Origin of the sequence: Xanthomonas bonasiae, assembly GCF_014836395.1 — a bacterium.
Lineage (GTDB): Bacteria > Pseudomonadota > Gammaproteobacteria > Xanthomonadales > Xanthomonadaceae > Xanthomonas_A > Xanthomonas_A bonasiae.
On record NZ_JACSQX010000001.1, the window covers coordinates 240,490 to 263,344 of the forward strand.

Genomic DNA, 22,855 nt, shown 5'->3' on the forward strand with positions numbered 1-22,855 from the left:
GCGTGGCGCGGTCCGGCATGCGAACATGCCGCTACGCCGATCGCGGCGCATCTGGAGTGCAGAGTTCGCCATGGACATCGGCCGTTCCGTTGTTGCCCGCCTTGCAGCGCTGCTGCTGTGCGCTTGCCTTGCGGCACCCGCGCTCGCCAGTTCCGATGCCGGTTGCGACGCCAGCCTGCTGCTGGATTTCGGCGATTACAGCGGGTGCCAGAACACCGTCGCGCTCGCGCCGGGCAGCGACACCCGGGTCAATCTGCTGCTGTTGATGCGCGATGGCGCCGCGCCGGCGGTGGCGCCTGCCAGCCCGCTCGAACCCGCGTTCACCTGGGAGGCGGCGGTGCAGGCGCTGCAACCGCCGGCGACCGATCAGGCCGCCGCTGCCGACGGGATGCTCGACGGCGAGGCGAACCGCTGCAACAGCAATGCGCGCGGCGGCAGCGAGTTCAACGAGGCACTGAACGCGAACGCGCGCGTGCCGGCGGCGGAAAAAGCGCGCTTGGTCCAGGCGCGGCCGGCGCAGTGCCCGGACCAGCAAATCGCCGCGCCCGACGGCGTGTCGTCGGCCGCAGGCAGGGAATTCGCGCAGTACCTGCAGGCCGCCAGCGCGTTCTATGCCGGCGCCTTCGACGCGTCCGCGCAGGGCTTCGATACGCTGGCAAAGGCGGCCGACCCCTGGCTCCGGGAGACGGCGCGCTACATGCTGGGGCGGGTCGCGCTCAACGCGGCGCAGGTCGATGGCTTCGACGAGTACGGCGTGCAGCGCGAACCGGCGCAGTTCGACCGGGCCGCATTGGAGCGCGCCGAGCGGGCGTTCGCCGCGTACCTGCACGACTATCCGCAAGGACGCTACGCCGTATCTGCACGCGGATTGCTGCGACGGGTGTACTGGCTCGGTGGCGACACGCCGAAGCTGGCCGCCGAATACGAACGCTTGCTGCGCCTGCCCGCGGCGCAGCGCGGCCTGTCGGACCAGGAACTGGCCCAGGAAATCGACAACAAGCTGCTGGCCAACGCCGCTCCCGCGGCGCTGACCACACCGCTGCTGCTGGCCGTGGCCGATCTCAAGGCGATGCGCTCGGGTGATGGCAGCGATGGCCACGGACTGTCGCCGGCCGCGCTGGAGGCGCAGCGGCCGCGCTTTGCCGACGAGCCGGACCTGTTCGCGCTGCTGCTGTCCAGCTACCAGTACTACGTGGCGCGGTCGCCGGCGCAGGCGCTGCGCCTGCTGGATGCCGGCAAGGGGCCGGCCAAGCGCGGCAGCGTGGCCTTCGCCGCCGCCATGCTCCAGGGCTTGGCGCTGGAGGACACCGGGGCGCCGGACCTGGCGGCCTACTGGCGGCGCCTGCTGGACAGTGCCGAGCCGGCGCTGCAGCAACCGCTGGTGCAGCTGGCGCTGGCGCGGCGCCTGGAGCGCGACCGTGCGCTCGACCAGGCGTTCGCCGCGGATTCTCCGATCGTCAACCAAGCCATCCGCGACCAGTTGCTGATCTACGCCGCCGGTGCCGACCTGCTGCGGCGTCGCGCGACGGCGACGGACGTGCCGGCGCACGAGCGCGAACTGGCCGCCTTCGTGTTGCTGTACAAGGAACTGTCGCGCGGCCAGGCCAAGGCCTTCCTGCAGGATCGCGTGCTGCTTGCCGACGTGCCGCACGACACCAGCGATCCCCGGCGCGGTCCTTACTGGTTGCCGCAGTCGTCGCCGCCGCTGGTGGTGTTCTCCGGCCCGTTCGAGCAGGGCGAGGATGCGTGTCCGGCGATCGAAGCGGTGGCAAAGACCTTGGCCTCCGCCCCCGCCGACGCCCATGCGCAGTTGTGCGTGGCCGAGTTCGTCCGGGTCATGAACTGGGATCACTTGCCGATCAACCTGCCACCGTCGGCCACCGAGCTCGGCGGAGCGCCGTCGCAGTTTCCCGGCCCCGCATATTTCCGTTTGCCGGTCTACCAGCGCGTCATCGATGCCGCGGATGTGCCTGCCAACGACAAGGCGTATGCGCTGTATCGCGCCATCAACTGCTACGCGCCCAGCGGGAACAACGGTTGCGGCGGCAAGGACGTGCCGGTGAGCGAGCGCAAGCGTTGGTTCCAGCGCCTGAAACGGGAGTTTCCGTCAACGGCCTGGGCGCAGGACCTGAAGTACTACTGGTGAGCGGCGCCATGCCCGGGCGCTGCGCCGTGCTGTTGGCGCTGTGCATGTCGATGGGCGCGGCGATCGCCGCACCGGTGGATGCGCGCCGCTACGATGCGTTCTGGCTCTGGGCCGGGGTGCGGCCGCAGCCGGTGCTGGCCAATGCGCGCCGCGTGTACCTGCTGCAGGCCGAGGTGCCGCTGGACGCCGGCGTGCCGGCACGACTGGTGGCGCAACGCGCCGCGCTGCCGCAGCTGCGCCACTGCCAGGTGTGGATGGTGTTGCGGGTGGAACGCATCGACTGGACGCCGGCATTGTTCGAGGCGGTCCTGGTGCAGCTGCAGCGCTGGCATGCGGCCGGCAACGACGTGGTCGGCCTGCAGATCGATTTCGATGCCGGTACCCGCCACCTCGCGCAGTACGTGGCGTTCCTGCGCACGCTGCGTGCGCGCTTGCCGGCAGGCTACCAACTCGGCATCACCGGCCTGCTGGACTGGAGCGTCAACGGCCGCGCCGAGGCACTGGCCGGATTGCGCGGCGTGGTCGACGAGGTGGTGCTGCAGATCTACCAGGGACGCGCGGTGATCCCCGACTATCCGGTCTATGTCGCCCGGCTCGGCAGGTTGCGGGTGCCGTTCCGCATCGGCCTGCTGCAGGATGGCGACTGGCAGCCGCCGCAAGGCCTGCAGGACAATCCGTGGTTCCGCGGCTACGTGGTGTTCCTGCGCAACCGCTGAGCGGTGCCGGTACGCCGCCGTCGCTGCCGCGGCCTAGAATGTGCGGATGAACGCATCCACTGCCAGCCATCTCGTCCACGGCCGTCGCCAGCGTCCGGATGGACAGTCGCCGATCGACGTGATCTCGGTACAGTCGCAATTGGTCTACGGCCACGCCGGCAACAGCGCGGCGGTGCCGCCGTTGCGCACGCTGGGCCTGCGCGTGGCCGAAGTCCCGACGACCTTGCTCAGCAACGCGCCGTTCTACGACACCTTGCGCGGCAAGGTGCTGCCGTCGGACTGGTTCGCCGACCTGCTGCTCGGCGCCAGCGAGCGCGGCTTGCCGCAGCGTGCGCGCATGGTGGTGTCCGGCTATTTCGGCAGCGTCGGCAACGGCACTGCATTCGCCGACTGGCTCGACGCCACGCTGCCGCAGTGCCCGTCGCTGCGCTACTGCCTGGATCCGGTGATCGGCGATACGCATACCGGACCCTATGTCGAGCCGGGCTTGGAAGCGGTGTTCGCCGAACGCCTGTTGCCGCATGCGTGGCTGGTCACGCCGAATGCGTTCGAACTCGGCCGCCTGACCGGCCTGCCGGCGCTGGCGCAGGACGATGCCATCGCCGCGGCGCGCGTGCTGCTGGCGCGCGGGCCGCAGTGGGTGTTGGCGCACAGCGTCAGCGGCGACGCAGGCCAGCTGGTGACCCTGGCGGTGAGCCGCGAGGCGGTCTACCGCTGGTGCTCGCCGCTGTTGCCGGTGGACGTGGCCGGCACCGGCGACGTGCTGATGGCGCTGCTGGTCGCGTTCCTGCTGCGCGGCGACGCGTTCGAGCTGGCGATCGGCCGCGCCATCGCCGGCGTGCATGCGGCGCTGGAAGCGACCCTGGCGAGCGGCTACGAGGAACTGGACGTGCTCGCCGCCGCGCCCGCGGCGCTGGTCACGCCGCTGCGCTTCGCCGCCGAGCGCCTGGCGTGAGCCTGCGCCCGGTCGTCGGCATCGTCGGCAGCGCCGGCGCCTATGGCCGCTGGCTGAGCCGGTTCTTCCGCGAGCGCATGCAGTTGGAGGTGGTCGGCCACGATCCGGCCGATCCGCAGTCGCTGGATCCCGATGCCGTGCTGCAGCGCGCGCAGGTGCTGATCTTCTCCGCGCCGATCCGGCACACGCCGGCGCTGATCGGCGACTACGTGCGCCGCGCCGCCGGGCGCGAACGCGAGCAGCTGTGGCTGGACGTGACCTCGGTCAAGCGCGAGCCGGTGGCGGCGATGCTGGCGTCGCAGGCGGAAGTGGCCGGGCTGCATCCGATGACCGCGCCGCCGAAGTCGCCCACGCTCAAGGGCCGCGTGCTGGTGGTGTGCGAAGCGCGGTTGGCGCGCTGGAGCGAATGGCTGCAACAGCTGTGCACGGCGCTGGAGGCCGAATGCGTGCGCAGCACGCCCGATCACCACGACCAGGTGATGGCGCTGGTGCAGGCGATGGTGCACGCCAGCCACCTGGCCCAGGCCGGCGTGTTGCGCACGCACGCGCCGACGCTGGGGCCGCTGGAGGCATTGATGCCATACCGTTCGGCCTCGTTCGAACTGGATACCGCGATCATCGCGCGCATCCTGGCGTTGAATCCGGCGATCTACGAAGACATCCAGTTCGGCAATCCGCATGTCGGCGGCGTGCTCGACGGCTTGATCGCGCAACTGTCGCGGCTGCGCGACCAGGTGAGTCGTGGCGACGATGCGGCGCGCGCGCAATTCCGCGCCGATTTCCTCGACGCCAATCGCCAGGCGCTGGGCGCGGCGGCGATCGCGCACGGCAACTACAGCTACGAACGCGTCGGCTATCTGCTCGCGGATCTGACCGAGCAATTGACGCTCAGCGTCTACCTGCCCGAAGACCGTGCCGGCTCGCTGCGGAGCTTGCTGTACGTGTTCGAGCGCCACGGCGTCAGCCTGGCCTCGATCCATTCCTCGCGCACGCCGGCCGGCGAACTGCATTTCCGCATCGGCTTCGACCCGGCCACCGTGGCGACGGCATTGGATGCCGCGGCGGCGGAGATCGACGCCAGCGGCATCGGCCGGGTGTTGCCGCGCTAGTCCGGTGCAGACGGCCCCCCTGTAGGGGCGGCTTCAGCCGCGACAGGCAGTGCCGATCAAGCGATCGGGTGTGGTCGGCGGGCAGCATGTTGCGCATGCATGTGCGTGTCCAGATAGTCACGGTCGCGGCTGAAGCCGCTCCTACACGGGGGTAGAGAGAACACCCTGTTGCTGCAGCCGCACTTCATCCACAGGCAGTGTGGATGGAATGCGCGCAAACATGTGGATAAGTGTCTGCGCGCCTTGCTGGGCGGGCGTGTCAAGAGGCTTGGTCAATAATTGACCACTGGCCCGTCGCGCGTACCGCGCACGAGGCGGACAGATCGCACTGCCGCTCGTCGTCGCTACGCGGCAGCGCGCGCGCTCACACCGCGGTCAGGGTCAGTTCGCCGCCGGTGGTGGTGAACTGCTGGCCGCGGCGGATCAGTTTGCGCCCGTCGGCCAGTTCGTAGCGCAGCGCCGGCGTGGACGGCGCGTCGTGCTGCGCCTGCTGCTGATGCTGGACTTCGTCCTGGAACTCGGTGATCAGATAGGCCTCGCCGTCGGGGCCGAGGGCGGGCAGCTGGCGAAAGGACATGGCATGTCTCCTGAAGGCGATTCGTCGAACCGGATTGCGCCGGAAACGCTGCCGGCGCCTTGCGCCTCCGCCGTTGCGTGGGGCGCAGCGGGACCGTAGTCCCGCCGGTGTTAGCACCGCGTGCTCAGTCGATGAATTGCAGTCGTGCCAGTTCCGCGTACAGGCCGCCCTGCGCCAACAGCTCGGCATGGGTGCCCTGGGCGACGATGCGGCCGTGCTCCATCACCACGATGCGGTCGGCCTTGAGCACCGTTGCCAGGCGGTGCGCGATGACCAAGGTGGTGCGCCCGGCCATCAGGCGTTCCAGCGCCTGCTGCACGGCATGTTCGCTCTGCGCGTCGAGCGCGCTGGTGGCTTCGTCCAGCAGCAGGATCGGCGCGTCCTTGAGCAGGGCGCGGGCGATGGCGATGCGCTGCTGCTGGCCGCCGGACAGGCGCGCGCCGCGCTCGCCCAGTTCGCTGGCGTAGCCGTCCGGCAACTGGCGGATGAAGGTGTCGGCTTCGGCGGCGCGCGCCGCGGCCTCGACCTCGGCGTCGCTGGCCGCGAGCCGGCCGTAGCGGATGTTGTCGGCGGCGCTGGCCGCGAACAGGGTCGGATGCTGCGGCACCAGGCCGATGCCTTCGCGCAGCTGCGCCGGGTCCAGTTCGCGCAGGTCGGCGCCGTCCACCCGCACCGTGCCCGATTGCGGATCGTGGAAGCGCAGCAGCAGCGACAGCACGGTGCTCTTGCCGGCGCCGGAGGGGCCGACCAGGGCCACGCTCTCGCCGGGCCGCACGTGCAGGTCGAAGCCGTCCAGCGCCGGATGGTCGGGGCGTTGCGGGTAGCGGAACACCACGTTGTCGAAGCGCACTTCGCCGCGCAGCGGCTGCGGCAGCGCGCGCGGCTGCGCCGGCGCCAGCACCTCGGGGCGTTCGGCGAACAGTTCGGCGATGCGGCCCATGCCGCCGGCCGCGCGCTGCAGGTCGTTCCAGACTTCGGCCAGCGACGCCACCGAGCCGCCGCCGAACATCGCATACAGCACGAACTGGCCGAGCGCGCCGGCGCTCAGTTCGCCGGCCGCCACTTCGTGCGCGCCGGACCACAGCACCAGCACGATTGCGCCGAACACCAGCACGATCGCCACCGCGGTGATCAGCGCCTGCGCGCGCACCCGGCGCCGCGCCACGTCCACCGACAGCGCAAGCGCCTGGCCGAAGCGGCCGCGCTCGTAGGGTTCGCGCGCATGCGCCTGCACCGTGCGCACCGCGCCCAGGGTTTCGGCGGCCAGCGTGTTGGCGTCGGCGACGCGGTCCTGGCTGGCGCGCGAGATCTTCTGCAGGCGGCGCGCGCCGAGCACGATCGGCAACACCGCCAGCGGGATGCCCAGCAGCGCGTAGGCGGCCAGGTGCGGGCTGGTCACGAACAGCATCACGATGCTGCCGATCGCCGTGACTGTGCTGCGCAGCGCCACCGACATGGTGCTGCCGATCACCCCGCGCAGCAGTTCGCTGTCGGCCGACAGCCGCGACACCAGCTCGCCGCTGCGGTTGCGGTCGTGGAAGCCGGCGTGCAGGCCGATCAGGTGCGCATACAGGCGCCCACGCAGGTCGGCGACGACCTTCTCGCCCAGCAGCGACACGAAGTAGAAGCGCAGCGCGGTGGCGATCGCCAGCACCACCGACACCGCGAACAGCAGCGCGAAGGACTGGTTGATCCTGCTGCCGTCGCTGAAACCGTGGTCGATCATCTGCCGGACCGCCACCGGCAGGCTCAGCGTCGCGCTGGAGGACACCGCCAGCGCCAGCAGCCAGGCGCCGAACAGGCCGCGCTGGCGCTGCACGAACGGCCACAGGGTGCGCAGGCTGCCGAGTTTGCGCAGCGACTTGGCCTGGTCGGCCGACGGATCGTTCATGCGGGGGAGGTTTCCGAACAGCGGACCCTGTTCCGAGTGGCGTCGCGCAGCCGCGTTTTCAAGGCGTCCACGCGATCGCTGGGCAGGCGCAGGTGCAGTTCGGCGCCGTCGGCGTCGAAGCGTTCATCGAGTTTTTCGGCGGCGCAGGCGCTCAGCGCCGCGTGCACCGCGCCCAGATCGTCGAAGCCGCAGTGCAGGGTGATCAGGCTCAAGGCCAGCAGCGGCTGCCGCGGCGCCAGGCGCAGGCACTCGGCGGCGGTGCCGCCGTAGGCGCGGACCAGGCCGCCGGCACCGAGCTTGATGCCGCCGTACCAGCGCGTGACCACCACCACCACGCGGTCGAAGCCCTGGCCGTCGATCGCCGCCAGGATCGGGCGGCCGGCGGTGCCGGCCGGTTCGCCGTCGTCGCTGGAGCGGTAGTCGTCGCCGTGGCGGTAGGCCCAGCAGTTGTGGGTGGCATCGGCCACCGCGACCCGCTGCACGAACGCCAGCGCCGCGCCGGCGTCGGCGATCGGCGCCGCCTGCGCCACAAAGCGGCTGTGCTTGATGTCCACGCTGTGGCTGACGAGGTGGGGAAGCGTATCGGGCATCGGCGCCATTCTAGACGAGGCGCCGTGGTCAGCTGCGGTTGACTGCGGTTCGGCGGCGCAACGTGCAGCCGGGTGCCTGCGCTGCGCACGGCCGCGGCGTCGGGCGTACCGGCGACGCCGCGCATCGTCTTCGATCGCGTAAGGCGATTCAGTCGTCGAGCAGGTCGCGCAGGTCGTCGGGGATGCGCGCGTGCGGATGCTCGCGTTGGAAGCGCTGCAGGCTGGCGTGCGCGGCGGCCTGCTCGCCGGCGTCGCGGCGCTCGCGGATGCGCGCCAGCCAGCGTCGCGGCGACAGGCGCGCGTCGCTTTCCGCCGCTGCCGCAAGCGCCGGATCGGTGCCGGAGGCGCGCGCGGATGCCGCCAACGGTGCGGTGTCCGCCGCGACCGGTGCGGCCGGCATCGCGGCTGGTGCCGGTGCCGGCGCCGCGCTGAGGTTGCCTTCGACGCGCGCGGCGTATCCCTCCGCTTCCTGTGCCTGTGCGCTTGCCGCGTCGCTGCCGTCGCGCTCGGCGAGGTCTGCGCTGCGTTGCTGCAGCATGCGCCGGTCTTCGCGCTGCATGGCATTCGCCTCGCGCATTCGCGCCGCCGGCTTCGCCAGCGCCTGCGGTGCCTGCGCGGGGGGCGTCAGCGCTTTTGCCGGGGCCGGCGGCGCGGGCGGTGCGGGAGGCGAGACCACGATCGGCGCGGGAGGCGGCGGCGCCAGCATCGGCGCCGGCTCGGCCATAACCGGGGCCTCCGCGGATGCTGCCGATGGTGCAGGCGCGGCGCGCATCGAGTCGAGATCGTTCGCTGCCGGCACCTGCTGCGGCGCGGACGCTGGCGGCGCTGGCGCTGGCGTGTCGGTAGGCGCGGTTGCCGCGCCGGATGCGAACGTCGCGTCTTCGGCGCCGGCCGACTGGGCGGCAATGGTGCGCTCGGCCGCCGCTTCGGAAGCGGCTGGTGCAGGAGCGACCGCGTCGGGAGCGACCGGCGCGGCCACCGGCGGTGTCGGGGTGCGCAGCTGCCAGGCGATGCCGACGGCCAGGGTCAACGATGCCGCCAGCCCGGTCCAGGCCGGCCAGCGCGCGCGGCGCTGCGGGGCCGTGCCGGAACGGGCATGGTCCGCTGGCGCTGGCGCGGTTGCGCTCGCAACGGGTATCTGCGCCGCTGCCGGCTCGGCGTCGGCGCTGCGCGGCTGCGCGGAAGCGGTCGGCGCAGACGCCACCGCGGCACGCGCCGCGGCCAGGATCGCGGCGTCCAGCGCCGCCGACGGCGACGCCTGCCGGCCCAGCCGCAGGCGTTCGGCGAGGGCGCGTTCTTCCGGCGTCAGCGGTTCGTCGGCACTCATCCGCCCAGCCTCGCGCGCAATTTGTCCATCGCATAGCGCAGCCGCGACTTGACCGTCTCGCGGCCGACGCCGGTGATCTGTGCGATCTCCTCCAGGCTCAGTTCCTGTTCCAGGCGCAGCAGCAGCACTTCGCGTTGATCCTCCGGCAAGTCGTCGAGCGCCAGTTGCAGTTGGCGCCGCTGTTCGAACGCGGACAGCTGCCGCTCCGGCGTGTCCGGGTCCGGCACGCTGGCGGTCCGCAGTTCGGCATCGGCCGGCGCGGCCGGGCGGTGCTTGGCCGCGCGCCAGTGGTCGCCGAGCCGATTGTGGGCGATGCGCAGCAGCCAGGTGCTGAATGCAGCCTGCGGTTGCCAGCCCTGGCGCGCGGCGATGACCCGCTGCCACACGTCCTGGAACATTTCCTCGGCCAGCGCTACGTCGCGCAGCTGGCGCAGCAGGTAGTGATAGAGGCGGCCGCGGTGGCGCGCGTACAGGGTCTCGAACGCGCCGGCGTCGCCGGCCGCATAGGCCAGCATCAGGGTTTCGTCGCTCGTTTCGACCAGGGCGTCCACGGCGGCAAGCCTAAGCGTTCGCCGGCCCGGCGCATAGCGTGGCGTGAGGGTGGTGACGGCGGGCGGGGGCGGAATGGCAGCAGGCATCGTAGACAGTGAACGCGCCAGCGGCGCGCATGGGGTCACCGCGCGTGCGCCTGTTCACGTAAAAGGTATGCTGGCGTCTAAGGGGGAGGCGTGGGGCGGGTCCTACGTCATGCAGGAGTTGTTGTCGATGTTGTTTGAGCCGTCCGCGATCGACCGCCAGGATCACCCCGACGGCCCCGCTTCCATGCAGACCGCGGTTGCCTTGTGCGGCTTGCTGCCGCCCGGTAGCGACGTGGCCATCGCATGCGGCGACGGCACCGTCGGCGGACGCGTGTTCGGCGCCACGCCGGATGCGCCGGCATGGCTGCCGACGCTGGTCCGGCGGTGTCTCGCCGAGACCGTGCCGGCGCCTGCGCAGGCCTTGCTGCACGTGCTGAAGACGCCCGAGGGCGCCTGCGTGGCCGTGGCCGCCCGGCTGCAGCAGCCGCTGTCCGAACCGCAGCGCGCCGCCTGGTGCGAGATGGCGGCCGCGTTCGGCCTGGCGCTGCTGGAAACCGAGCGCATGCGCGCGCGCATCGAGGGCCTGGAGAAGTCCAAGCAGCTGCAGCAGGCGCTGTACGAGATCGCCGACCTGGCCGGTGCGGATCTGGAAATGGGGCAGATGCTGCAGCACGTGCATTCGGTGCTGGACTCGCTGATGTATGCGGAGAACTGCTACATCGTCGAATACGACGAAGACCAGCAGAGCATGCGCTTCCTGTATTTCTCCGACCGGCACGACGATTTCGTCGCCGATCCGGAACGGCTGTACTACCAACGCGACATGCCCAACAGCCTGACCTTCGCCCTGCTGCGCCACGGCCAGGCGGTGCGCGGGCCGTCGCCGCAGGTGCGCGACCGCCTGCGGGTGGACTACGACGCCCTGCATGGCCCGGACAGCAAGGATTGGCTGGGCGTGCCGATGCTGCGCGAGGGCCGCGTCTGCGGCGCGATCGTGGTGCAGAACTACGACCGTGCGTTGCACTACACCGATGCCGACCGCGCGCTGCTGGCGTACGTTGCCCAGCACGTGCTGACCGCGATGGACCGGCGCCATGCGCAGGTGCAGCTGGAGCGGCGCGTGCAGTTGCGCACCCAGGAACTGCAGCGCGCCAACCACGACCTGCAGGACGAGATCCAGGAGCGCAAGCGCGCCGAAACCCTGCAACTGGCCTTGTTCCGCATCGCCGAGCTGGCGATCCGCTCGGAGAGCCTGCAACAGTTCTACGCCGAGGTGCATGCCATCGTCGGTGGGCTGATCGATGCGCGCAATCTGTACATCGCGCTGCTGTCCGACGACGCCAAGATGCTGGAGTTCGTCTACTCGGTGGACGAGCACAGCCCGCGGCGCCCGCTGCGGCGGCGGGGCAGGGGCCTGACCGAGTACGTGATGCGCAAGCGCCGGCCGATGCTGCTGGAACTGGCGGAGATCGAAGCGCTGGTCGCGCAGGGCGAAGTGCAGGAATACGGCACGCGGTCGCACAGCTGGCTGGGCGTGCCGCTGTTCGACGAGGGCGAGGTGGTCGGCGCGATCGTGGTGCAGAGCTACACCACGCAGGTGCGTTTCACCGAATACGACCAGCGCCTGCTGACCTTCGTCGCGCACAACGTCGGCGGCGGCCTGGCGCGTCAGCGCGCGCAGGAACGGCTGCGGCTGGCGCATGCCGAATTGGAGCAGCGGGTGGCCGAGCGCACCCGCGAACTGGCCGAGGTCAACCAGCAGTTGCTGGCGCAGATCGCCGAGCGCTGGCGTGCCGAGCAGCGATTGACCCATCAGGCGCTGCACGACGCGCTGACCGGCCTGCCGAACCGCTCGCACCTGCTGGACCGGCTCGGCGAAGCGATCAACCGCGCGCGCAACGGCGACGGCATGGCGTTCGCGGTGCTGTTCCTGGACCTGGACCGGTTCAAGCTGGTCAACGACAGCATCGGCCACGCCGCCGGCGACGACATGCTGGTGGAGGTGGCCAAGCGCATCGTCTCCACGCTGCGCAGCGACGATGTGGTCGCGCGCCTGGGCGGCGACGAGTTCGCGATCCTGGTCAGCTGCGAAGAGGGGCTGGAAGGCGTGCGCGAGTTGGCGCAGCGCCTGCTCGGCGTGCTCGGCCAGCCGATGTGGGTGGCCGGCCGCGAGCTGTTCCCGTCCGGCAGCCTGGGCATCGCCGCCTGGCACCCGCGCTATCGCAGCGGCGAGGAACTGCTGCGCGACGCGGACGCGGCGATGTACCGGGCCAAGGCGCAGACCCAGGACCGCTGCGCGGTGTTCGACGAGGAGATGCGCGAGGCGGCGCTGCGCAGCCTGGACCTGGAGGCGGACCTGCGGCGGGCGATCAAAAGCGGCGACTTCGAGCCGTTCTACCAGCCGATCGTGCGCCTGATCGATGGCGAAGTGGTCGGCCACGAGGCGCTGCTGCGCTGGCGCCACGAGAGCCGCGGTCTGCTGGTGCCCAGCCAGTTCATCGATCTGGGCGAGGACAGCGGGCTGATCGAGCAGGTGGACTGGCTGCTGTACGAGCAGGTGATCCAGCGTCTGGCGCGAAGCGGCACCGGTTACGTGTCGGTCAACGTCTCGCCGCGGCATTTCCGTTCGCCGGACTTCACCGAGCGGCTGTTCGGCCTGATCGATACCGCTGGCGCGGATCCGCGGCGGCTGCGGGTGGAGATCACGGAGGTGGCGCTGCTCGACGATGCGCCACGCACGTTGACGATTCTGCAGGCGCTGCGCGAGCGCGGGGTGTTGGCGCAGTTGGACGATTTCGGTACGGGGTTTTCGGCGCTGTCGTATCTGCACCGGTTTCCGATCTCGGCGTTGAAGATCGATCAGAGTTTCGTTGCCGGTCTGCATGGCGAAAGCGGTGCGGGCAGTTATGCGCTGGTGCGCAGCATTCTGGCGTTGGCCAGTACGCTGGGTATCGAGACGATCGGCGAGGGCATCGAGACCGAGCAGCAGTTGGATACGCTGCGCGAGCTGGGTTGCGACTATGGGCAGGGGTATCTGTTGGGGCGGCCTGCGCAGCACGATTGATGGCGCGTATGTAAGTGCGTGCGAGTGCGTTTGGGTTGGATTGGAGCGAAGCAAACAGCAAAAGCTTTCGCGCTTTGGCGCGAGTCACTTTTCTTTGCTCGTGCAAAGAGACGCTCCTCAGCAGCCGCAGGCTGATCAAAGTAACCAAAAGAAGCGCTTCACCACAGCCGAAGGCTGGTCAAGCACGCCCTGCCTTGCGCCTTCCGCGCTGCGCGCTCCAGGTCCGCGTCCATGACGAGGATTCGCGGAAGGGGCATCCTGCCCCTGCCGCGAACGGCGCACATCCATGTGCGCCGCCCTTCGGGTTTTTCCCCGCCATGGCCGCCGCTGCGGAAGGGAATCCGGTAAATCAAAAGCAACAGCAACAGCAACAGCGGCTAGCCCGGCTGAAGCCCCTTGTGGGAGCGACTTCAGTCGCGACGAACGTAGTGGGGAATCTGCAGGCTTCGATTCGGTCGGCTCGGGGCTGAGGCCCGTCCACAGCACGCCGACCGGCGCTCCGAAGTTCCTGTAGGAGCGGCTTCAGCCGCGAAAGACATCGCCCGCATGCGGCGGACTGTGCGACTTCTCGAGACTGAAACCTCTGCCGACGATGCAGGGCGCGTTGCCACGCGCCCTGGGGGCCGCTGGTTAAGAGCAGTGGGTTTCAGCGCAGCGCGTTGCGGCGCTTTTCGTCGATCCGCTTCGACGCCTGCGCCGGGGTGTAGTCGTGCATCCAGGCCAGCATCGCGCCGACCGGCGCTCCGAAGTCCCTGTAGGAGCGGCTTCAGCCGCGACAGACATCGCCCGCATGCGGCGGACTGTGCGGCTTCTCGGGACTGAAACCTCTGCCGGCGATGCAGGGCGCGTTGCCACGCGCCCTGGGAGCGGCTGGTTAAGAGCAGTGGTTTCAGCGCAACGTGTTGCGGCGCTTTTCGTCGATCCACTTCGACGCCTGCGCCGGGGTGTAGTCGTGCATCCAGGCCAGCATCGTGTCAATGTCGTCGCCGTACCACAGGTCGGCGCGCTGGTCCGGGTGCAGGAAGCGTTCGGCGACCATGCGGTCGATCATGCCGATCAGGGGGGCGTAGAACGCTTCCACGTCCAGGAATGCGCAGGGCTTGTTGCCGATGCCGAGCTGGCGCCAGGTCAGCATCTCGAAGATCTCTTCCATCGTGCCGAAGCCGCCGGGCAGGGCGATGAAGCCGTCGGACAGGTCGAACATGCGCGACTTGCGCTCGTGCATCGAGCCGACGATTTCCAGTTCGGTGAGGCCGCGGTGCGCCACTTCCCAGTCGGCCAGCTGCTTGGGGATCACCCCGGTGACCTGGCCGCCGGCGGCGAGCACCGCGTTGGCCACGGTGCCCATCAGCCCGACGTTGCCGCCGCCGTAGACCAGGCGCAGGCCCTGCTCGGCGATGCGCGTGCCCAGCGCGGTGGCGCGCTCGGCATAGGCGGGTTTGTTGCCGGCATTGGAACCACAATAGACGCAGATGCTTTTCATGGGATTGGGGATTCGGGATTGGGGATTCGTAAAAGCGGGGTGTTGCATGCGTGAGCGTTCACGGTGCTGGGAGCAGGACACGCGTCGTGGGTCGACTGATTCAGTATTTTGCGGTTATCCGCAAAGCACAACGCCGGGCTTTCGCCCGGCGCTATGCCATTGCCGGAACGATGCGGGATGGGGCCGCCGCTTTTGCGAATCCCCAATCCCGACTCCCGATTCCCGGCTTTAATTGGCCTTGTGGATGGCGCGCTTGCTCACCGCCATCGCGGCGTCGTGGATCGCTTCGGACAGGGTCGGGTGGGCGTGGCAGATGCGCGCCAGGTCGTCGGCCGAGCCGTTGAACTCCATCGCCAGCACGCCTTCGTGGACCAGTTCGGAGACGCCGACGCCGACCAGGTGCAGGCCGAGCACGCGGTCGGTCTCGGCATGCGCGATGACCTTGACGAAGCCGGCCGGCTCGCCCATCGCCACCGCGCGGCCGATCGCCGCGAACGGGAAGCTGCCGGTCTTGTACGGCACGTCCTCGGCCTTGAGCTGCTGCTCGGTCTTGCCGACCCAGGCGATTTCCGGCTCGGTGTAGATGACCCACGGAATCGTGTCGAAGTTGACGTGGCCGGGCAGGCCGGCGATCAGTTCGGCGACCGCGATGCCTTCCTCGAAGCCCTTGTGCGCCAGCATCGGCCCGCGCACGCAGTCGCCGATCGCCCACACGCCGTCGACGCCGGTGTGGCAATGCGCATCGACCTCGATCTGGCCGCGCTCGTTGACCTTGACCCCGGTGCCTTCGGCCAGCAGGCCCTTGGTCGCGGCGCGACGGCCCACGGCCACCAGCAGCTTGTCCACGGTCAGGCTCTTCTCGCCTTCGCCATCGGTATAGGTGACGACGACTTCCTGCTTCTTGCCCTTGCCGGTGACCTCGGTCTTGGAGACCTTGGCGCCCAGCTTGATGTCCAGGCCCTGCTTCTTGAATTCCTTCAGCGCGGTCTTGGCCACTTCGGCATCGGCCAGGGCCAGGAAGTCCGGCAGCGCCTCGAGAATGGTGACTTCGGCGCCCAGGCGCTTCCACACGCTGCCCAGCTCCAGGCCGATCACGCCGGCGCCGATCACCGCCAGGCGCTTGGGCACTTCGCTGAAGTCGAGCGCGCCGACGTTGTCGACGATGGTGGCGCCGTCGAACTTGGCGAACGGCAGTTCGATCGAATCCGAACCGGCGGCGAGGATCACGTTGGTGCCCTTGAGCTCGACGACGCTGCCGTCGTGCTGCTTGACCTTGACCACGTTGCCCGCCTGCAGCTCGCCGAAGCCGTAATACGGGGTGATCTTGTTCGCCTTGAACAGCATCGCGATGCCGCCGGTGAACTGTTTGACGATCTTGTCCTTGCGCCCGACCATCGCCTCGACGTCGATCTTGGCGTCCTTGAAGCTGATGCCGTGCTCGCCGAACAGATGGCCCATGTTCCAGAACTGGCGCGAGGAATCCAGCAGCGCCTTGGACGGGATGCAGCCCACGCGCAGGCAGGTGCCGCCGAGGGCGGGCTTGCCGTCCTTGCCCAGCGCCGCATCGATGCAGGCGACCTTCATGCCCAGCTGTGCGGCGCGGATTGCAGCGTGATAACCGGCCGGACCGGCACCGATGACGACGACGTCGAATTGTTCTTGTTCGCTCATTCTTCGCTCACGAGATTAGGGATTGGGGATTGGGGATTCGTAAGAAGCAGGATGCTCTGGATCGGGACGCTTTCGCTAATCCCGAATCCCGAATCACCAATCCCGGCTTTCATCACAGACCGAACAGCATCCGGCCCGGGTTTTCCAGCTGGTTCTTGATGTCGACCAGGAACTGCACCGAGTCCTTCCCGTCGATGATGCGGTGGTCGTAGGACAGCGCCAGGAACATCATCGGCGCGATCACGACCTGGCCGTTCTCGGCGATCGGACGCTCCTTGATCGCGTGCATGCCCAGGATCGCGCTCTGCGGCGGGTTGATGATCGGGGTCGACAGCAGCGAGCCGAAGGTGCCGCCGTTGGTCACGGTGAAGGTGCCGCCCTGCAGTTCCTCCAGGCTCAGCTTGCCGTCGCGCGCCTTCTTGGCGTAGTCGGCGATGCCCTTCTCGATGTCGGCGAACGACTGCCGCTCGACGTTGCGCAGCACCGGCGTGACCAGGCCCTTCTCGGTCGAGACCGCGATCGAGATGTCGCTGTAGCCGTGATAGATGATGTCTTCGCCGTCGATCGAGGCGTTGACCAGCGGGAAGCGCTGCAGCGCGTTGGCGGCGGCCTTGACGAAGAAGCTCATGAAGCCGAGCTTGATGCCGTGGGCCTTCTGGAACTCGTCCTGCAGCTCCTTGCGCGCGGCCGAGACCTTGGCCAGGTTGACCTCGTTGAAGGTGGTCAGCATCGCGGTCGAGTTCTTCGACTGCATCAGGCGCTCGGCGATGCGCTTGCGCACGCGGGTCATCGCGACGCGCTCTTCCGGACGCGCGCCGGCAGCCTTGCCGGCGCCGCCGTTCTTGGCGTAGTTGAGGATGTCTTCCTTGGTCACCGCGCCGCGGCGGCCGGTGCCGTCGACCTGGGCCGGATCCACGCCTTCGGTGATCGCCGAGAAACGCGCGCCCGGGGGCAGGCTGGAGACGTCGCCGGCGGCCTTGGCCGACTCGACCTTGGCGGCCTTCGGCGCTTCGGCAGCGGCGGCCTTCGGCGCCTCCGCCTTCGGTGCGTCGGCGACCTTGGCCTCAGTCGGAGCCGCGGCGGCGGTCGCGCCTTCCTCGATGATCGCCAGGATCTGCGAGCTGGTCACGGTGGCGCCGGCCTCGAACTTGATCTCCTTCAGCACGCCGTCGACCGGGGAGGGCACTTCCAATACGACCTTGTCGGTCTCCAGGTCCACCAGGTTCTCGTCGCGCTTGACCGCGTCGCCGGCTTTCTTGTGCCAGCTGGCGATGGTGGCATCGGATACGGATTCGGGCAGTACCGGAACTTTGACTTCGGTGGCCATTGCAGAGGGCGTCCTAGTGGGTCTTTTGAAGGGGAAGGAGGTTTATTCAGCGACTTGGTCGTTGAACGGATTCAATAGCGCGTCGGCGACCAGCTTCAGCTGCTCTTCCAGATGCTCGGCGAAATGGCCGGCAGCGGGAGACGGCGAGCGCGGGCGGCCGGCGTAGTGCAGGCTTTGCCCGTCGGCCAGGCAGGCCTGCAGATGGTGCTTGATCTGGTACCAGGCGCCCTGGTTCTGCGGTTCTTCCTGGCACCAGACCAGGTCGGTGGCGTTGCCGTAGCGCTTCAGCTCCGCGGCCAGCAGCTCGCGCGGGAACGGGTACAGCTGCTCCACGCGCAGGAGGGCGACGTCGTCCTGGCCGCGCTTGGTCTGGTCCTCGAGCAGGTCGTAGTAGACCTTGCCCGAGCAGGCCACGACGCGCTTGACCTGCTTCGGATCGGCCTTCGCATCCGGGATCAGGTGCTGGAACTCGCCGTCGGCCAGTTCCTCCAGCGTCGACACCGCCAGCTTGTGGCGCAGCAGCGACTTGGGCGTCATCACCACCAGCGGCTTGCGCGTGGTCATGCGCATCTGCCGGCGGATCATGTGGAAGCACTGCGCCGGCGTGGTCGGCACGCAGACCAGCATGTTCTCCAGCGCGCACAGCTGCAGGAAGCGCTCCAGGCGCGCGGAGCTATGCTCCGGGCCTTGCCCTTCGTAGCCGTGCGGCAGGAACAGCGACAGCCCGCTGATGCGGCCCCACTTGGCTTCGCCGGCGGCGATGAACTGGTCGATCACCACCTGCGCGCCGTTGGCGAAATCGCCGAACTGCGCTTCCCAGATGCACAGCGCATTGGGGTCGGTGGTCGAGTAGCCGTACTCGAAGCCCATCACCGCTTCCTCGCTGAGCAGCGAGTCGATCACGGTGGCGTCTTCCGGGTTCTCGACCAGCTGGCGCAGCGGCAGGTAGTAGCTGTCGGTCTTCTGGTCGTGCAGGATCGCGTGACGGTGGAAGAACGTGCCGCGGCCGGCGTCCTGGCCGACCAGGCGCAGCTTGTGGCCCTCGCCGAGCAGGGTGGCGTAGGCCAGGTTCTCGGCGAAGCCCCAGTCGCCCGGCAGGTCGCCGGCGGCCATCTTCACGCGGTCGTCGTAGATCTTGGCCACGCGCGGATGCAGCTCCACGCCGGCCGGGATCGTGGTGATGATCTTGGCCAACTGGTCCAGGGTCTTGCGCTTGACCGTGGTGTCGACCTTGTCGGCGAGCTTGCCGGACAGGTAGTTGCTCCAGTCGATGGCGAATTCGTCCGGCTTGCGGGTCGCCAGCTCGGTGGTGTATTCGCCCGAATCGAGCTTGTTGCGGTAGCTGTCGACCAGCGCCTGCGCCTCGCCCGACTGGATCACGCCCTCGCTTTCCAGCTGCGCGGCATACAGTTCGCGGGTGGTCTTGTGCTTGCGGATGGTCTGGTACATCACCGGCTGCGTCGCCGCCGGCTCGTCGGCCTCGTTGTGGCCCCAGCGGCGGTAGCAGACCAGGTCGATGACCACGTCCTTCTTGAACTGCTGGCGGAAGTCGTAGGCTAGGTTGGCCACGAACGCCACCGCGTCCGGATCGTCGCCGTTCACATGGAACACCGGCGCGCCGATCATCTTCGCCACGTCGGTGCAGTACAGCGTGGAGCGGGCGTCGTCGCGGGCGCTGGTGGTGAAGCCGATCTGGTTGTTGATGACGATGTGCACGGTGCCGCCGACCGCGAAGCCGCGCGCCTGCGACATCTGGAACAGCTCCATCACCACGCCCTGGCCGGCGAACGCGGCATCGCCGTGGATCACCACCGGCAGCACCGTCTTGCGCGCGGCGTCGCCGTAGCGCTCCTGGCGCGAACGCACGCTGCCGACCACGACCGGGTCGACGATTTCCAGGTGCGAGGGATTGAACGCCAGCGCCAGGTGCACCGAATTGCCGTCGGCCACCGCCACGTCGGCGGAGAAGCCCATGTGGTACTTGACGTCGCCGGTGTGGGCGCGGTCGTCGTGGGCGTGCTCGAACTTGCCTTCGAACTCGTCGAACAGCTTGCGCGGGTTCTTGCCCAGGGTGTTGACCAGCACGTTGAGGCGGCCGCGGTGGGCCATGCCGACCACGATGTCCTTGACCGCATCGGCGCCGGCGCGGCGCACCACCACGTCCATCATCGGGATCAGCGCATCGCCGCCTTCCAGCGAAAAGCGCTTCTGGCCGACGTACTTGGTGTGCAGGTAGCGCTCCAGGCCTTCGGCTGCGGTGATCCGCTCCAGCGTGCGGCGGCGGCTGTCGGCGTCGCCGGCGATGTTGCCGCCGGCGTTCTCCAGCCGCTGGTAGATCCACTGGCGCTGCTCGAATTCGGGGATGTGCATGAATTCGCTGCCGATTGACCCGGTGTAGGTCGCCTTCAGCCGCGCCAGCAGGTCGCGCAGCTTCATCCGCGGCTGGCCGCCGAGGCCGCCGGTGCTGAACTCGCTGCCCAGGTCGCTTTCCGACAGGCTGTGGAACGGCAGGCCCAGGTCCGGCGGATTGATCGGCGGGGTCAGCCCCAGCGGATCGAGCCGGGCGCCGAGGTGGCCGCGCGAGCGGTAGGCGGTGATCAGCCGGCCGACATGGCGTTCGCGCTCGTCGCCGCCCGGGCTGGTGCCGCTGTTGGCGGCCTGGCGCGCTGCGCTGGCGATGTGCGCGATGACCGCCGAGTGGGGAACGTCACCGGCGTCGCGGCCCTGGAAGCCGTCGAAGTAGCTCTTCCACTTGGGGTCGATGCTGTCGGGAGAGACCAGGTACTGCTCGTACAGGTCTTCGATATAGGCGGCATTGCCGCCGGCGAGTTGCGATGACTGCGCAAACTGCTTTAGGAGATTGTCCACGATGGTGGGGTCGGGTCGCTTTGTGGGTTGGCTTGCGGTTGGAACCGGCGGACGCGTGGCCTGCGCGGGCGTAATCAAGCGAAAAAATTATACCCCCATGCGCAAGCCGGGGTGTGCATTTCGGATACACAGGGGCTACGCAGGGTTCATTCATCGCGTCATCGGCGGCGGCGGCGCGGCGCTACCAGCCCAGCGCGCGCAGCTCGGTGCAGTCGCGCGAGCGCTCCCAGACCCGCGCGAACGCCTCGCGCAGCTGGCGCGCGCGGCCGCCGCCGAGCAGGTCGGTCTCGCCGTCGTAACGGTGACCCAGCGCACGGAAGTAGTAGCCGCCGCCGTCGTTGACCAGGTACGCGGCGGCATAGCCCTGGTCGACCGGATCGACCACTTCGCGGAAGCGGAACACGCTGGGCAGGCGTTGCGCCAGGGCCAGCAACGGCGCGGCGGCGCGCTGCGGGGCGGCCGCATCGTGCAGCAGCACGCGCACCTGCTTGTCGTGCGCGGCCACCGCGAAGCGGCGCAGTTGCGCGAGCAGCGGCGCGCTGTCCAGCAGGCCCGGATCCAGTGCGCGGCTGTAGATCAGCACCTGGCGCCGCGCCTGCGCGACCAGCGCGGCGCTGGCCGCGATCGCCGCGGCCGCATCCTCCACTGCGGCCGCGCCGCCGAGCAGCCGTTGCATCGGCTGCCGTTCGCCGCCAGCGTCGGCGCCGCGCGCGCCGGCCGGCAGGAAGCCGTGCCGTGCGTAGAAATCGAGCGTAGCCGGCGGCGCCTGCAGCTCCAGGCGCGGCCAGCCCCGGCGCTGCGCTTCCTCGATCAACGCGGCCAGCAGCGCGCTGCCGACGCCGCGACCGCGCCAAGCCGGCAGCACCGCCACGCAGCCGATGCGCTGCTCGGGGCCAAGCCGTGCGCTGCCGAGCGGCCGGCCGTCGTCGGCGCGGGCCAGCACGTGGTGGCTCAGCGCATCCAGGGCCTGCTCGGCCGCATCCACATCCGCATCCGCAGGCGTCGGCAGGCCGGCCTGCTCGCGCAGCGCGCGCAGTTCTCCGGCCTGGCGGGCCGGGTCGAGCGTTTCGATGCGGAAGCCTGGGGCGGCGGGCATGGCGGGCGGCTCAGTCGTGCGCGTCGGCATCCTCGTCGCCGTGCTCGCTCTCGTCCAGCGGCTGGTAGAAGCCGGCTTCGACCAGCTGCAACAAGGTTTCGCGGCCGGCGGCGGACAGCGCCGCGTAGTCGCCGCCGTCGAGGTGCTCGGCCGCGGCCAGGCGCCGCGCGTCCTTGATCGGCAGGGCGAATTCCAGGCCGCTGCAGAACAGGGTGGCGCCGCGCGTGGCCCGGCGCCAGGCCGGCCGCGCCCACGGGTGGCGCTGCAGGACCAGGCCCTGGTCCAGCGCCGCGGCCACTTCCTGCGGCGCCGGCGGGTTGGCCGGCGGCAGGATCTCGCCGGCGGCGCGATAGGTGGTGATGAAGCGGCCGAACCAGGCGCCGAGGCGGTCGGGATCGTTCATGCGCAACGCGTTCAGCGCCTCGACCACGCGGCCCATCGCCGCCGCATCGATCTCGTACGGATCGGCCGGCACCTGCAGGTCCTCGTCGTGGTAGCGCAGCGCCTCGTCGGCGCCGTCGATCAGGGTGTCCAGGTAGTCGCCGATCAGTTCGGCCGAGGACGGCGCGCGGGTGCCCACCGAGAAGGTCAGGCAGGCGTCTTCGGCGACGCCGTGGTGCGGCACCAGCGGCGGCAGGTACAGCATGTCGCCGGGGCCGAGCACCCAGTCGTGGGTGGGGCTGAAGCGGCGCAGCAGCTTCAGCTCGACGTCCTCGCGGAAGTCGGTCGGCGGCGCCGCGCGGCCCATCGACGCGCTGGCGTCGATCTGCCAGCGGCGGTGGCCGTGTGCCTGCAGCAGGAACACGTCGTAGTGGTCCACGTGCGCGCCGACCGAGCCGCCGGGGGCGGCGAAGCTGACCATCACGTCGTCCACGCGCCAGCGCGGCAGGAAACGGAACTGCTCGAGCAGGGCGCGGATGTCCGGGTCCCATTTGTCCACGTCCTGCACCAGCAGGGTCCAGTCGTGGTCGGGCATGCCCGGGAATTCGCTTTCCTGGAACGGCCCGCTGCGCACGCTCCAGCGGTCGTTTGCGCGGTCGTGCACGATCAGCCGCGACAGCGCGGCCTCTTCGCAGGCCAGGCCGGCCAGATCGCCCGGCTCGATCGGCGAGACGAAGCCGGGGAAGGCGTTGCGGATCAGCAGCGGGCGCTTGTGCCAGTAGTCGCGCAGGAAGCGCGCGGCGGGCATGCCCAGCGGCAGTTGCCGGGTGGCGTCGATTTCGATCGGGAACGAGGCGGGTTTGTTCATGGGCAGACGGTCCGGCAGGGCGAGGCCGACGTGGAGGCCGGCGATGGCCGCCATTGTCGCCCAGCCCGCCGCACGCTGCGTTGTCCGTGCGCATGGCGGCGGCTGCGGCGGCGTGCTTGCGGGCGCGGCTGGCGCCATGTCCGTGCCGTCGCGGTTGGCCCGCCGTCGCGGCGCCGGTTTGACAAGCGGCCCGCGCGCAAGCTGAAGT

At 69.6% G+C, this 22,855-nt stretch carries 16 protein-coding genes; 5 read left to right on the forward strand and 11 right to left on the reverse strand.

What is annotated here, in order from left to right; all coding sequences use genetic code 11:
* Positions 1-70: 70 nt before the first annotated feature.
* The 4 genes from H9658_RS01090 to H9658_RS01105 are packed head-to-tail and all read left to right on the forward strand — an operon-like array spanning position 71 to position 4,926.
* Positions 71-2,146 (forward strand): hypothetical protein, encoded by a 2,076-nt coding sequence (locus H9658_RS01090; RefSeq protein ID WP_191824052.1) that lies wholly within the window; start codon positions 71-73, stop codon positions 2,144-2,146.
* Between the two features lie 8 nt (positions 2,147-2,154).
* The gene (locus H9658_RS01095) at positions 2,155-2,862 is read left to right on the forward strand and encodes a DUF3142 domain-containing protein (RefSeq protein WP_191824053.1); all 708 of its coding nucleotides are present in this window, start codon (positions 2,155-2,157) and stop codon (positions 2,860-2,862) included.
* A gap of 46 nt (positions 2,863-2,908) precedes the next feature.
* Positions 2,909-3,817, forward strand: a complete 909-nt coding sequence (pdxY, locus tag H9658_RS01100; RefSeq protein ID WP_191824054.1) for a pyridoxal kinase — start codon at positions 2,909-2,911, stop codon at positions 3,815-3,817.
* A complete protein-coding gene (locus tag H9658_RS01105; RefSeq protein WP_179565153.1) occupies positions 3,814-4,926 on the forward strand; it encodes a prephenate dehydrogenase in 1,113 nt (370 codons plus the stop codon). Before pdxY ends, H9658_RS01105 begins: the two co-directional genes overlap by 4 nt.
* Positions 4,927-5,290: 364 nt before the next feature.
* Here the strand turns inward: H9658_RS01105 and H9658_RS01110 are convergent, their stop codons facing one another.
* From H9658_RS01110 to H9658_RS01130, 5 genes are all read right to left on the reverse strand, one after another.
* Positions 5,291-5,503, reverse strand: coding sequence for a hypothetical protein (locus H9658_RS01110; protein ID WP_179565151.1), 213 nt, complete (start codon positions 5,501-5,503; stop codon positions 5,291-5,293).
* Positions 5,504-5,627: 124 nt separating this feature from the next.
* Positions 5,628-7,394, reverse strand: coding sequence for an ABC transporter transmembrane domain-containing protein (locus tag H9658_RS01115; RefSeq protein WP_191824055.1), 1,767 nt, complete (start codon positions 7,392-7,394; stop codon positions 5,628-5,630).
* A complete protein-coding gene (locus tag H9658_RS01120) occupies positions 7,391-7,984 on the reverse strand; it encodes an IMPACT family protein (RefSeq protein WP_191824056.1) in 594 nt (197 codons plus the stop codon). Before H9658_RS01120 ends, H9658_RS01115 begins: the two co-directional genes overlap by 4 nt.
* A gap of 148 nt (positions 7,985-8,132) precedes the next feature.
* Complete coding sequence (locus H9658_RS01125; RefSeq protein WP_191824057.1) at positions 8,133-9,311, reverse strand: hypothetical protein; 1,179 nt, start codon at positions 9,309-9,311, stop codon at positions 8,133-8,135.
* A complete protein-coding gene (locus H9658_RS01130; RefSeq protein ID WP_179565137.1) occupies positions 9,308-9,862 on the reverse strand; it encodes an RNA polymerase sigma factor in 555 nt (184 codons plus the stop codon). The genes H9658_RS01125 and H9658_RS01130 overlap by 4 nt, the downstream gene beginning before the upstream one ends.
* 214 nt (positions 9,863-10,076) lie before the next feature.
* Between H9658_RS01130 and H9658_RS01135 the strand changes: the two genes are divergently transcribed.
* Complete coding sequence (locus H9658_RS01135; protein WP_191824058.1) at positions 10,077-12,953, forward strand: bifunctional diguanylate cyclase/phosphodiesterase; 2,877 nt, start codon at positions 10,077-10,079, stop codon at positions 12,951-12,953.
* A gap of 889 nt (positions 12,954-13,842) precedes the next feature.
* Here the strand turns inward: H9658_RS01135 and H9658_RS01140 are convergent.
* The 6 genes from H9658_RS01140 to H9658_RS01165 form a co-directional block, all read right to left on the reverse strand.
* Positions 13,843-14,436, reverse strand: a complete 594-nt coding sequence (locus H9658_RS01140; RefSeq protein WP_179565133.1) for an LOG family protein — start codon at positions 14,434-14,436, stop codon at positions 13,843-13,845.
* A 228-nt stretch (positions 14,437-14,664) separates the two neighbouring features.
* Positions 14,665-16,107: a dihydrolipoyl dehydrogenase gene (gene lpdA / locus H9658_RS01145; protein WP_191824059.1), complete on the reverse strand. Its 1,443-nt coding sequence runs from the start codon at positions 16,105-16,107 to the stop codon at positions 14,665-14,667.
* A 112-nt stretch (positions 16,108-16,219) separates the two neighbouring features.
* Entirely contained in the window at positions 16,220-17,434 is a 1,215-nt protein-coding gene (sucB, locus tag H9658_RS01150) for a dihydrolipoyllysine-residue succinyltransferase (protein WP_191824060.1), read from the reverse strand.
* A gap of 42 nt (positions 17,435-17,476) precedes the next feature.
* The gene (locus H9658_RS01155) at positions 17,477-20,302 is read right to left on the reverse strand and encodes a 2-oxoglutarate dehydrogenase E1 component (RefSeq protein WP_191824061.1); all 2,826 of its coding nucleotides are present in this window, start codon (positions 20,300-20,302) and stop codon (positions 17,477-17,479) included.
* Positions 20,303-20,483: 181 nt separating this feature from the next.
* Positions 20,484-21,398, reverse strand: coding sequence for a GNAT family N-acetyltransferase (locus tag H9658_RS01160; protein ID WP_191824062.1), 915 nt, complete (start codon positions 21,396-21,398; stop codon positions 20,484-20,486).
* Between the two features lie 10 nt (positions 21,399-21,408).
* On the reverse strand, positions 21,409-22,647 hold the full coding sequence (locus tag H9658_RS01165) for a ribosomal protein uL16 3-hydroxylase (RefSeq protein ID WP_191824063.1): 1,239 nt from the start codon (positions 22,645-22,647) through the stop codon (positions 21,409-21,411).
* Positions 22,648-22,855 lie beyond the last annotated feature (208 nt).